Here is an 11,761-nt window from a genome sequence, read left to right as displayed (position 1 = left end):
CTCTTTATCTGCCAGAGATTGAGTGGCGACATATTCAGTAAGTTGACGTTCAAACTCCATCACCTTGATTGGGTCATTTTTAACCTGCACCGGTAACTCATCATGTTCTACTCTTATCCGCCCCAGTGTTCGAGTCAGTTCGGCCATTTGTAGCTTGTGAAGATTGTCTTCATCTTGGTGGGCTGTGCTGCGCGCCGCAACCTGTTTGGAAAGAGGTAAGAACAAGTCGCTCACATCCGCTAGAGGGTCATCGAGGGCAATAAACATCCCGCAATCTTGGGCGGGCAAGTCAGCTCGATAATCTAAGTCCCAACACCCAACCTTGTCTGCCACATGTTTGAAGTCATCAACTCCGCCTTCAATGGGAGTTAATGGTGTACAGGTCGTATCAAACACACCTGTCGGTGCTCCATCGGTGCCAACATCCGCCACATACTTACCAAGCTGAGACGAAAGGCCCGCATGGGGGTGACTCTGTGTTGAATGGAACTGTTGCAAGTTGACCTTACGCATCCATGTCGAACGATGGGATAGGTTAGAACGCATATGCTCACACAGTCGCCATGTCCAGCGTTGATGGGCAAACGCCATATAGAGTGTATTTTTCGCTGGGTAGACCAAGCAGCTTTTCGTTTCGCCTTTGCTGCCACGCTGATTCGCAGGTTTATCCGCTTCATCGTTTGACCAGTCAATTTTGGTCAACTCATACCCTTTCACCTGATACTCATCAAAAGTCTTATCCGTCTCGTCATAGACATACAACCAACCATCACGTAATTGCCTTAACGTATACTGACGCTGCTTTGGGGTAAATCGACCTTGCCACTGGGTATCGGTGGTAGGCAGTGGGTGAAGTGGTTGGCCTTGTTCATTCATATCATCCAAGGCGTAACGGACAGGGATGATACCTACGTCATTACGTCGAAAAGGGCATAAGGCAACCGCACTTTTTGCATTGCGGGTGGACGCGCATTTAGCGGCTTTATTGGGGGTGCTCATGGTTAGTTCTCCCTTGATTGGTTGGCAATTTGCTCGGCTAAGCTCGCCGCTTGAGCAATACGTTGTGATGAGGTGTGTGATGACGGTTGTTCGATAAGTTGAGTGAGATTTGGGTAGGTATTCTTTAGCAAAGCCTCTTCGCCGACATACCCAAGGATATTGAAGTAATAGAGTAAGTCTTGCTCGGTCTCAAAACCTTTAGCGTGAGCCGTCTCCATATGAGTACAAACCCAGCCCCTTAAATCGGGAATCTGATGGCTGCGCTCAGGAAACCAACGCTGCATGTGAGCAATCAATGTATTGGGCAGTGAATTTTGCCATGGGATGAGCGAGAGTCTTCGCCACTGTTCGTCTGTAAGTTTCAGCATTTGATGGGGGATTTCTGGCGGTATCAGAAAAGGATTTTCCAGCCTTTGCCACTGCCCTGCTTGGTGAATCCAAGCTTTGTTCATCGGCTGCCATAACATGGAACATTGAGTATCCAATAAAACATAGGCTACATGGCTGTCAGCAAAACGAAAAAATCCGGGATTACCACTTGGCATTTCAACCATAATTAGTCGCCGTAAAGCTTTCGCTGCATCACTTAATGATAAATCTGAAGAGAAAAAGTATCCCCATTGAAACTGGTTGAGGTCAAAAAACCAGTGTTGAACCTCTGGGGTCGCTTTCACTAGCCTCGGTGAAACACTCAATAGCTGATTATAAGGGGGATACAAAAAAATCGGTTCTTGTTCCATTACCCCAGGTAGCTGATAAAGCTGCCTTTCTAGGTCAGGAATGCAAGCACCTTCCACCAAAAGGAACAGTTGCTCTGATTTTGACAATTCAAATAACGGTTTCATTGCGTATTACTCTGGGCTGACGTAGATAATATCTTCTGTATTAAACCGAGAATAACGACCGCTCAATAAGCAAGCAATGGCACATTGAAAAATTACTCATTTTCTGACTTAAAAAGAAAAACTAGGCAAAAAATGTCGAAGTAAGATCACTTTTTCTCTATCTATGCGAGCGAGAGAAGATTTGAGCCGTTCTTGAACCATTTCCAATGCCACTTTTTCAGGAGGTCGAGAAATTGCTTTTCCTAATTGGCAATAAGTCGTATTTGGACATTTATTTACCAGCGTTTTTGCTAATTTAGCAACTAATGAATAACTACAGGTATGGCACAGCTAGCTATGAAGTGCTAGTGCGGTAAGTAAAATCGCACTAGCTAAAAAATTGGTTTAGGTTCACACTAAGTTAAATTGGACATATTTTTAGCGACATCCTCTGCACCTCTTTGTATTTCATCGATCACTGAAGATACAGTGTATAATTGTTCATTTGTATCTATTGCAGAGACTCTAATTTTCCCCATTGATTCGGATATTTTATTCGTCAACATTACATTTTCAGAGACCACTCGACTAATTTCATCTGTTGAACCTGATGTCTTGGAAGCTAAAACCCTCACTTCATCAGCCACAACAGCAAAACCACGTCCATATTCACCAGCTCTTGCTGCTTCTATTGCCGCATTTAAAGCCAGTAAGTTCGTTTGATCAGCAATGCTACCAATAACTTGGACGATATTTTCAATGTTAGTTGAGAGTTCATTTAGCTTATTTATTAGCTCGACGGAGCTTTCCACTTGTTGAACTGCGTCTAGTGATTGTTCTTGAACTTTGTTTATTGACTTTTTACCATCCGTTGCTACTTGTTCAGTTTCAACAGCCGTTGTGTAAGCAATCGATATGGCCTCATTTGAAGCCTCCTCTTGAAGGACCTCTGGTGTAATATCAGTAGCAAACTTAACCACTTTATATACTTCATTTTTATCGTTGAATATTGGGTTGTAAGACGCCTGAATCCAAATTCTATCGCCTAGTTTTGATTTTCTTAAAAAACGCCCACTAAATGCTCTCCCACCTTGTAACTCCCTCCAAAAATGAGGGTTTTCTTGATAAAAATCGTCAAAACAAAGCATTTTATGATGCTTGGTTACGACTTCATCTTGTGAATAACCTAAAGTACTCAGGAATGCATCATTTGCATTAATTACCTCTCCAGAAGGTGAAAATGTGATAACGGCAAACGTTCGGTCTAATGCACTTAATAACTCACAATCTTCAATGCTTCTTACATGTTGTTCTGTAACATCAGAGGCGACTTTAGCAATTTTTATAACTTTTCCATCAGAGATTATCGGGAAATACGTTGCCTCAACAAATATTTCTTTTCCTGATTTATTAAGTCGGGAGAAAACTCCACTTTGCGCTTCCCCTGAAGCTAGATTGTGCCAAAAATGGGAATACTGTTGCGATAACGCAATTTCTTCTAAACAAAAGAGAGAATGGTGCTTACCTATAATTTCTTGCCTTTGGTATCCAACACAGGATAAAAACAAATCACTAGCATTTAAAATCTCCCCTTCAGGGGTAAACTCAATAACGGCCAGAGATCCATATAAAGACTCAATAAAATCTTGATTAAGGTCGGGGGTTTTGACCATTTTTTTCTTTTTAAAAAACATATATTCCGATTCTAATTACGTTTATGATTTTGTAATAACAGTACTAACACAAAATAAGTATCAAAATTAACAGAACCAGAATAGAATAAATAAGCGACGAATGATGTAGTTAATTTCCTATTATGTTAAACGTGACTTGTACTCAAAACACCCCTTAAATCACCTCAAACGCTTTTAGCAACAATCGGCGCATTCATTTTAAAAATTGAAAGGACACACACCATAAATATCACTAGCTAAGTGGTATGGCTCACAACTCAACCACCACATGAGCTTCTCACCGCCAGTTTGGGTGGGAACACAACGCTTTTGTATGGCTGCTTGTCGCCTTCCATGCGTGACAGAATAATCTCTCCCGCCGCTCGGCCTATTTCTCTTGCAGAGACAGAAATAGAAGTCAACGAGGGGTTGGTATCGGCAGATTCCGCAACATCATCAAAACCCACAACTGCGATATCTTTCCCCACGGTTTTACCGAGATCTTTAATTGCCCGCATGACTCCAAAAGCAACAATATCTTGGTAGCCAATAATGGCGGTTATCTCAGGGTGTTGATCCAATAGCTCTCTTGTTACCTTCGCTCCCTCGGAGCGGCTCGCTGAACAGCTTCGAATGTATCGTTCATTGAAAGGAATCCCATGTTCAATCAACTTTGACATATAGCCCCCAAGACGATGGGAACGCGTCTTCGAAATATCCAATCCACCAACGAACGCAATATGTTTGTGACCTTTTTTGATAAGGTGCTCCGTTGCCAACTGTAAGCCCATAAAGTTATTGGTTCCGACGAAATCAAATTGATCTTCTCCAATAGGTCGAACAGCCAACACTATCGGAAACCCACGACTTTGTACTGTCTCCAGAAAGTCCAGATCGGTTTCCATCGCAGGGCACATAACTACACCACCGGCATTCTGACTCAACAACGAATCGATGAACTTGCTTTGACGCTCAACGCTCTCTTCAGCGTTAGCGAGAAAGAGTAACGAATCTTGCTCTTCAAGATAGTGACTAAGTCCTGCAATCATTTCAGCGAAAAATGGGTTGGTGATATCCGGTATGACGAGCCCAACTAGGTTACTGCGCTTGTGTCGCAAGTTGGCAGCGGCCTGATTGTAAACATAACCAAGCTCTTTAACCGCTTCTAATACCCGCTCACGCGTGGTGGCAGAGATTCGCCCTTTGTTCGTCAATACCATGGACACGGTTGCGGTGGAAACGCTGCAATACTTAGCCACATCTGCGATGGTTGCTTTCGTCATGTTGAACTCCAGTAAATGAAATTAGCGCCAGTTATAACGGCTTTCCTACCTGATTAAAACCAGATTAATCGATTAACCCAAATCACGGACTATTATCGCTATGATTATGTGATTAACTACAAAGTTAGCCTTCAAATCAAGGGTTAACGAACGCTAAATGAGTAGTTAACCGCGTTAACCAATTTGTTGATTGATTAACTGAGTGATTAGACTGTAGTCAAATGATTAACTCAAGGTGATGTATGAAATACCTATCTGGTCAATCCAATTATGACAAGTTTCCAAATGTAGAAGTGAAGGGCTTTGACCACTCAGCCGTTCGCGGTTGGGGCAGTATCGTTGACACAATTGAACAACGCCTTCAGGACCAAGATAAACATATTTTGGTGATCGATACCTATCATGGTGTCAATCACAATGAAATCCTCGACCAGCTTGTTGCTCCGCTCTCCCCCGCTTTAGTGGTGTCAATGGACGACGCAAAATATTCCGAAGAACATATCTTCGCTATGTTGCAACGCAACATTACCGATGACCGAGTCTTTGGTGTCATTGCACCACACAAGCTGGAAGAGTTTTTTGACTGTGAAAAACTACAACAACTAAAGCAAGCCGTTAAAAACGCTGATTCTGGTTTAATCGTTGTTTTAGGCCATGGCGCAAGATTGGTCGCTGAAGGGGATACCTTTATTTATGCTGACCTAGCCCGTTGGGAAGTCCAACAACGCTTTCGCCGTGGTGAGCTCGGGAACTGGGGCGCAGAAAACTACGATGAGGATGTATTACGTAGATACAAACGCTCATTCTTTATCGAGTGGCGTGTCTTCGACCGTTATAAGACCAAACTGCTGTCTGTCGTCGATTTTCTATTAGACACTAACACCGCTTTTGACCCTAAAATGGTCTCTGGCACAGCGTTCAACGCCGGCTTGCAACAAGCGACAACTCAACCATTTAGACTGGTGCCTTTCTTTGATCCAGGGGTCTGGGGCGGTCAATGGATGAAAGAAGTCTGCGACCTCGACCAAGACAAGCCAAACTATGCATGGTGTTTTGACTGCGTTCCTGAAGAAAACAGCTTACTACTTAAATACGGTGACGTTGTTGTCGAAATACCATCGCAAGACTTGGTATTAACACAACCACGCGCACTCTTAGGCGACAGTGTCCATGCACGTTTTGGCGCAGAGTTCCCAATTCGATTCGACTTCCTCGATACCATGCAAGGTCAGCATCTAAGCCTGCAAGTACACCCTCTAACAGAGTACATTCAGAACGAATTTGGGATGCACTATACCCAAGACGAGAGCTATTACATATTAGACGCTGGAGAAAAAGCCAGTGTTTATCTTGGCACTAAGTCTGGCATCAACCCAGATGAACTGATGGATGATTTATATGCAGCGCAACGCGGCGAAAAATCATTCGATGATGAGCGCTTTATCAATCAATTTCCAGCGAAAAAGCACGACCATTTCTTAATCCCTGCCGGCACTATTCACTGCTCGGGCTCCGACTCAATGGTGCTTGAAATCAGTGCAACCCCATATATTTTCACTTTCAAACTGTGGGATTGGGGTCGTCTAGGGCTTGATAACCTGCCACGACCAGTACATTTGGACCATGGCAAAGAAGTGATTCAATGGGAGCGCAACACGGAATGGTGTCAGGAGCATTTAGTTAACGCTATTACACCAATCGCAGAAGGCGAAGGCTGGAGAGAAGAAAAAACGGGTCTGCATGAGCGTGAGTTTATCGAGACCCGACGCCACTGGTTCAACAAACCCGTTCTTCATAAAACTGAGGGAACCGTCAATGTTCTGAACTTAGTCGAAGGTAGGGAGGCAATTATCTTGAGTCCAGACAATAAATTTGAGCCATTTGTTGTTCATTATGCCGAAACCTTCGTTATCCCAGCTCACATAGACGCTTATGTCATCCAACCATATGGCGAAAGCGAAGGAAAAGAAATTGCCACTATTAAAGCGTTCGTAAGAGGTTAATCATGCTCCATTTTATTGTAGCCAGTCACGGCCCATTAGCCACTGCACTTATCAGTAGCGCCAACATGGTATTTGGCGAACTCAATAACACGACTGCGATCTGTCTGACCGAAGAGGGAGGCATAGAGCAATTTAAACACGATTTTCACCATGAAATCACTGCGATAGCACCCAATGTCGACGGCATTATTGTGTTATGCGATTTGGAATGCGGCACACCCTACAACGTAGCTTGCACTTACGCATTCAACCCAGATTTAAATCCCAAGGTGGAAGTCGTAACTGGGGTTAACTTCCCAACACTTTTAATGACGGCAGACTTTGTTGAAGAGACGGACGCTTCATCGGTTGCAACGACCTTGCAGCAAGAAGCGCTAAAAACGGTTGTGGTTGCCAAGCCAGTAGAGCTGTCACAAGAAGACTATTTTTAAGGAGAAACACTATGGCTATTTCATTTGTGCGTATCGACGACCGCGTTATTCATGGACAGTTAATGACTCGTTGGGCAAAAGAACTTCCTTGTGATGGCATCGTGGCCATTGACGATGCTGTAGCAGCTGACCCATTGCTATCACAAGTCATGAAAGGCGCAGTAACCGACGTTAAAGTTTGGCTATTTGACACGGCTACCGCCGTCAGCAAGCTACCGAAGGTGATCGCCAGCGACAAGAAGTATTTCGTCATCGCGAAATCTCCAGTCACGCTGCGCCGTATTCGCGAAGCCGGTATTAGCCTTGAAAATCTCAATAACAAAATCAACGTAGGCCCAATGAGCGCTAGAGAAGGCACAACGACAATTGGCAGCAACCAATGCGTTAACCAAGAAGAAATCTCTGCGTTTAATTACCTCTCAGAAGACGGTCACCACATCGACTTTAGATTGGTTCCTGATGCCAGTTCCTACACCTGGCAAGATGCACTGCAAAAACTGAAATAACAACAAAACAACCTCCACTTTTGGCGCAGCTTTTAGCTTCAAAAGTGGAGAGACTAGTACGTGAGCTAAAGGATGACATTATGTTTATAGAAGCAGTATTTATCGGGATACTCTGCTATCTCGGTGCCCTCTCCACCCCCTGGTTACTTGGACTAACCGGTGGTTGGTACACTATCACTCGACCACTCGTGTCCGGTATGTTGGTGGGTATCATCTTAGGTGATATTCAAACTGGCATCATGGTTGGTGTAGCGGTACAAGCCGTTTACATCGCGATGGTTACACCTGGCGGCTCCATGCCAGCAGACCTTAACTTTGTCGCCTATCCTGCTGTCGCGCTGGGTATCATGTCTGGACAGGGCGTGGAAGTAGCCGTTGCTATTGCCGCAACCATCGGTATCGCAGGCACCATCATCTTCAACTTTATGATGGTCATTAACTCCTATTGGAACCATAAGGCGGATTTAGCCATAGAAGCTGGTGATGAGAAAGGCGTGTACATGAACTCCGCCATTTACCCGCAGGTCACCAACTTCTTGATGCGCTTTATTCCGACCTTTATTGCGGTTTACTTCGGTAACCAATACATCGAAGGCTTTATGGCTAGCCTCCCGGATTTGGTGATTAACACTATGACGGTTCTAGGTGGCATCTTACCTGCTGTGGGTATCGCAATTCTGTTAAAGCAGATTATCAAGGAGTCTACGATGCTGATTTATTTCTTAGTCGGTTTCGTTGGCATCGTATTCCTAAACCTCAACATGGTGGGTTTGGTAATGATTGGCGCACTATTCGCTCTACTTCATTACAACTACAAACCAGAACCACAAACAGCTAACGCTGCGCCAGTTCAACAGGCTGATGATGACGAGGATGAATTCTAATGACTGTACAACACAACAAATTTGGTAGTGAGATCGAACCAAAGGTCGCACTCGACAAAAAAGACCTAAAGAAATGCTGGCGAGCATGGATGATGTATAACCTATCATCGATGAGTTTTGAACGCTTGGAGTCGTTTGGCTTCTGTCTTGGTATGATGCCTGCCTTGAAAAAGCTCTACCCGAATCAAGAAGACCGAAAAGAAGCGATGAAACGCCATGCCTCCTTCTACAACACCGAACCGCAGTTGGGCGCTATCATCAATGGTATGGCTGTGGGTATGGAAGAGAAGAAAGCCAACGGCGAGCCGATTGACGGCGAGACCATCAATACACTCAAAGTCGGTTTGATGGGACCAGTTGCTGGCATTGGCGATTCCATGATTCCGGGTATGTTAGTACCTATCTTACTCAGTATTGGTATGGCACTAGCCGCTGGCGGTAGCATGTTAGGCCCGATCTTCTATATCGTGGCATTTAACGCTATCGCTATTATCGGCTCTTACCATCTGTTTATGAAAGGCTACAAGATGGGCGCAGGCTCCGTTGAGATGCTTGTCAGCCACCGTTCAACTAAGATTCGTGAAGCACTGTCGTTATTAGGTGTCTTTGTCATGGGCGGTGTTGCGGCTAGTTATGTCAACCTAGGCACTGGACTTGAGTTTGCAACCAAAGACGGCGTCGACATCAACGTACAAATGATGCTCGACGGAATTTTTCCTAAACTGCTGCCATTAATTGTCGTGTTAGGCACTTGGTTTGCGATGGCGAAAAAAGGTCTTAGCCCAGTAAAAGCAATGCTTTCGCTTGTGGTTCTCTCTTTCATCGGTGTCGCTATCGGTCTCTTCTAATTCTCAATACCTAGGGCACTCATTGAGTGCCCTATTCTTTGGAGTAAACCATGGACTCCCTAACATCTCAAATCGCTCGTTGCCAACACTGGCTTTCTCAACATGCCCTACCTCGATGGCAAAAAGCACAATCCAATCAAAGCGGGATTTTTGCCGAAGGCTTACTCTCCGACGGACAAGAGTTTAATGACGATTTACACAGATTTCGCGTGCAGCCACGTCAAGTTTACGTCTTCGCCCATGCTACAAAACTCAACCTAATTGACGGTCGTAATCAAGTTTTGGCGGCCATTGAACAAGGATTTACATACTTTGGCTCACCATCATCCGGTTATCGTTTTGCGCTGTGCAAAAACAATGACAGTAATAGTGAGGCGATTAACTTATACGAGCAAGCTTTCGCACTTCTTGGGTTTGCCTGGTATTACAGACTAGTGGCTAATGATATTGCTCTAGCCGCAATGGAAACCATTTACCAGCACATCTCAACATATCTTAGGGATACTGAACAAGGTGGCTTTTTTCTGACTGAAGGCAACACTGTCAACAAAGGGCAAAATCCTCACATGCATTTGTTCGAAGCGTTAATGGTCAGCTACGAACATACCGACAACCCTATTTGGTTGGAGCGAGCAACACAAATCTATTATTTGTTCCAAGCTCATTTCATACAAAGTGACCATTTAGCTGAGTTCTTTCAGGCCGATTTCTCACTTGACTTTGAAACAGGCTCCCACATCGATCCAGGCCATCATTACGAGTGGATCTGGTTACTCAACCATTACCACAAACTCACTGGCGCTTGTGTCGACAATGAAATTGATGTGTTGTACCGCTTTGCACAGCAATATGGGCATAACGACAATGGTCTGGTTAGGGACGAGATATACGCCAATGGAAAGCCCTTGCGTCCAACATCGCGCCTTTGGTGTCAAACCGAATACTTAAAAGCGTGTATTGCACTTTGGGAGCGAGCCCCAAGCGACAGCCGCCGAATCGCCATCACTCGAGCGGTGGAAAACATCTTTGTCCATTATTTAGATCCAGCATTACCCGGTTTATGGGTCGATCAAGTAAATAGCACAGGAGAGCCGTTAAATAGCCACTCTCCTGCGAGCAGTTTTTACCATCTATTTCTCGCATTTTCTGAACTACTCAGAATAGCGGATAAGGACTAACATGCATTTATCTATTCCTCCAACCATCAATTACTTAACAGGTCATATTGATGCAAAAAACATTGTCTGCAAAGAAACCACGCTTGGCGAACTTGAAGGCGTATTTGCCGACGAAACCCTACGTGCCGCAAGTGCACAGGACCAAATCATCTACCAAGTAGAAATGCTACCTGCGCAGCAAGCAGAAGGAGAGCTAAACTTTGGTGTTTCGCATATCGAACCCGGTTGTGTAGGCGACGAGTTCCACATGACCAGAGGGCACATTCACCAACGCAAAGAGCAAGCAGAGTTCTATTTGGGCTCGCAGGGTGAAGGGTTATTACTCATGCAAACAGAGCAAGGAGAAGTGTCCATTGAGAAAGTCTTCCCAGGCAGCGTGCATCATATTCCAGGCTTCATTGCCCACCGATTGATCAATACGGGTACCACTCGACTATCTGCAATTGCAGTTTGGCCTGCAATCGCAGGGCATAACTATGATTTTTTAAATGAGGTAGGGTTTAAAGTTCGTGTATTCAAATCGTCAACCGCATATAAAATAGTTTATATGGATATAACTGACTAATAAACCACCGCTTTTAATCATTGATTGCCGCCATTACTGTACAGAGTCTTTGATTAAGTGAGCAAAAATAAACTAAGATGGCAGGTCAGTTTGCATCTGCCATCTATTGCTGTTTTGGATTGGCTATATAAGAGGCGGTACAGATTAGGTTTGAGACTCTGACAAGCTCTGTACCGCATTCAAACCTTATGTTCTGTAAAGCACTTTCACAACATGCCAACCAAACTTAGTTTTCACTAGGTGCGGAACAAGCGTTTCGCCAGAGAAACAGACTTTGTCAAACTGAGGCACCATTTGCCCACGTCTGAACTCACCAAGGTCACCACCACGCTTACCCGACGGGCAGGTCGAATACTTCTTTGCTAATGTTTGAAATTTAGCGCCCTTTTTAAGCTGTTTAATGATGTCTTCTGCCTGTTCTTTATGTTTAACAAGAATATGCAGAGCAGCTGCTGTATTGGCCATGTTAATGCCTCGTGATTGGTAACAAATATGGGGCCGATTGTACCCGATCAAAATGAGATCTTCATCTAAGCGATGAGTTAATAATATTGAAAATATCTGACT

12 protein-coding genes are annotated in these 11,761 nt (G+C 44.3%); 7 read left to right on the top strand and 5 right to left on the bottom strand.

Going from position 1 to position 11,761, the window contains the following annotated elements:
- From ACQEXR_RS07900 to ACQEXR_RS07885, 4 genes are all read right to left on the bottom strand, one after another.
- Window positions 1-999, bottom strand: a 999-nt coding sequence (locus ACQEXR_RS07900) for a toxin VasX (protein WP_427020078.1), incomplete at its 3' end; no start/stop codon positions are given.
- Between the two features lie 2 nt (window positions 1,000-1,001).
- On the bottom strand, window positions 1,002-1,844 hold the full coding sequence (locus ACQEXR_RS07895; RefSeq protein WP_427020077.1) for a DUF4123 domain-containing protein: 843 nt from the start codon (window positions 1,842-1,844) through the stop codon (window positions 1,002-1,004).
- A 395-nt stretch (window positions 1,845-2,239) separates the two neighbouring features.
- Entirely contained in the window at window positions 2,240-3,517 is a 1,278-nt protein-coding gene (locus tag ACQEXR_RS07890; RefSeq protein WP_426950146.1) for a methyl-accepting chemotaxis protein, read from the bottom strand.
- Window positions 3,518-3,774: 257 nt separating this feature from the next.
- Complete coding sequence (locus ACQEXR_RS07885; protein WP_427020076.1) at window positions 3,775-4,779, bottom strand: LacI family DNA-binding transcriptional regulator; 1,005 nt, start codon at window positions 4,777-4,779, stop codon at window positions 3,775-3,777.
- Window positions 4,780-5,021: 242 nt separating this feature from the next.
- On the opposite strand from ACQEXR_RS07885, the gene ACQEXR_RS07880 reads away from it, so the two are divergent.
- The 7 genes from ACQEXR_RS07880 (at window position 5,022) to ACQEXR_RS07850 (ending at window position 11,194) form a co-directional block, all read left to right on the top strand.
- Window positions 5,022-6,782 (top strand): class I mannose-6-phosphate isomerase, encoded by a 1,761-nt coding sequence (locus ACQEXR_RS07880; protein WP_426950144.1) that lies wholly within the window; start codon window positions 5,022-5,024, stop codon window positions 6,780-6,782.
- Window positions 6,783-6,784: 2 nt separating this feature from the next.
- Window positions 6,785-7,213, top strand: a complete 429-nt coding sequence (locus tag ACQEXR_RS07875; protein WP_426950143.1) for a PTS sugar transporter subunit IIA — start codon at window positions 6,785-6,787, stop codon at window positions 7,211-7,213.
- Window positions 7,214-7,224: 11 nt separating this feature from the next.
- Window positions 7,225-7,719 (top strand): PTS system mannose/fructose/N-acetylgalactosamine-transporter subunit IIB, encoded by a 495-nt coding sequence (locus ACQEXR_RS07870; protein ID WP_138972166.1) that lies wholly within the window; start codon window positions 7,225-7,227, stop codon window positions 7,717-7,719.
- A gap of 80 nt (window positions 7,720-7,799) precedes the next feature.
- Entirely contained in the window at window positions 7,800-8,603 is an 804-nt protein-coding gene (locus ACQEXR_RS07865; protein ID WP_426950142.1) for a PTS mannose/fructose/sorbose/N-acetylgalactosamine transporter subunit IIC, read from the top strand.
- Window positions 8,603-9,451 (top strand): PTS system mannose/fructose/sorbose family transporter subunit IID, encoded by an 849-nt coding sequence (locus tag ACQEXR_RS07860; protein ID WP_426950139.1) that lies wholly within the window; start codon window positions 8,603-8,605, stop codon window positions 9,449-9,451. Before ACQEXR_RS07865 ends, ACQEXR_RS07860 begins: the two co-directional genes overlap by 1 nt.
- 50 nt (window positions 9,452-9,501) lie before the next feature.
- Window positions 9,502-10,629 (top strand): AGE family epimerase/isomerase, encoded by a 1,128-nt coding sequence (locus tag ACQEXR_RS07855; RefSeq protein ID WP_426950137.1) that lies wholly within the window; start codon window positions 9,502-9,504, stop codon window positions 10,627-10,629.
- A gap of 1 nt (window position 10,630) precedes the next feature.
- Entirely contained in the window at window positions 10,631-11,194 is a 564-nt protein-coding gene (locus ACQEXR_RS07850) for a glucose-6-phosphate isomerase family protein (protein ID WP_427020075.1), read from the top strand.
- A 186-nt stretch (window positions 11,195-11,380) separates the two neighbouring features.
- On the opposite strand, the gene ppiC is transcribed toward ACQEXR_RS07850, so the two are convergent.
- The gene (gene ppiC, locus ACQEXR_RS07845) at window positions 11,381-11,659 is read right to left on the bottom strand and encodes a peptidylprolyl isomerase PpiC (protein ID WP_038177557.1); all 279 of its coding nucleotides are present in this window, start codon (window positions 11,657-11,659) and stop codon (window positions 11,381-11,383) included.
- Window positions 11,660-11,761 lie beyond the last annotated feature (102 nt).

The sequence above is a fragment of the Vibrio sp. TRT 2004 genome, from assembly GCF_050113735.1.
Lineage (GTDB): Bacteria > Pseudomonadota > Gammaproteobacteria > Enterobacterales > Vibrionaceae > Vibrio.
This window is presented reverse-complemented; position numbering and strand designations above follow the sequence as displayed.

What these genes read in the sequence shown, in the direction of transcription:
- ACQEXR_RS07850 (WP_427020075.1), top strand. Translation starts at nt 10,631, where the DNA reads ATGCATTTATCTATTCCTCCAACCATCAATTACTTAACAGGTCATATT.
- ACQEXR_RS07875 (WP_426950143.1), top strand. Translation starts at nt 6,785, where the DNA reads ATGCTCCATTTTATTGTAGCCAGTCACGGCCCATTAGCCACTGCACTT.
- ACQEXR_RS07870 (WP_138972166.1), top strand. Translation starts at nt 7,225, where the DNA reads ATGGCTATTTCATTTGTGCGTATCGACGACCGCGTTATTCATGGACAG.
- ACQEXR_RS07895 (WP_427020077.1), bottom strand. Translation starts at nt 1,844, where the DNA reads ATGAAACCGTTATTTGAATTGTCAAAATCAGAGCAACTGTTCCTTTTG.
- ppiC (WP_038177557.1), bottom strand. Translation starts at nt 11,659, where the DNA reads ATGGCCAATACAGCAGCTGCTCTGCATATTCTTGTTAAACATAAAGAA.
- ACQEXR_RS07890 (WP_426950146.1), bottom strand. Translation starts at nt 3,517, where the DNA reads ATGTTTTTTAAAAAGAAAAAAATGGTCAAAACCCCCGACCTTAATCAA.
- ACQEXR_RS07880 (WP_426950144.1), top strand. Translation starts at nt 5,022, where the DNA reads ATGAAATACCTATCTGGTCAATCCAATTATGACAAGTTTCCAAATGTA.
- ACQEXR_RS07885 (WP_427020076.1), bottom strand. Translation starts at nt 4,779, where the DNA reads ATGACGAAAGCAACCATCGCAGATGTGGCTAAGTATTGCAGCGTTTCC.
- ACQEXR_RS07860 (WP_426950139.1), top strand. Translation starts at nt 8,603, where the DNA reads ATGACTGTACAACACAACAAATTTGGTAGTGAGATCGAACCAAAGGTC.
- ACQEXR_RS07865 (WP_426950142.1), top strand. Translation starts at nt 7,800, where the DNA reads ATGTTTATAGAAGCAGTATTTATCGGGATACTCTGCTATCTCGGTGCC.
- ACQEXR_RS07855 (WP_426950137.1), top strand. Translation starts at nt 9,502, where the DNA reads ATGGACTCCCTAACATCTCAAATCGCTCGTTGCCAACACTGGCTTTCT.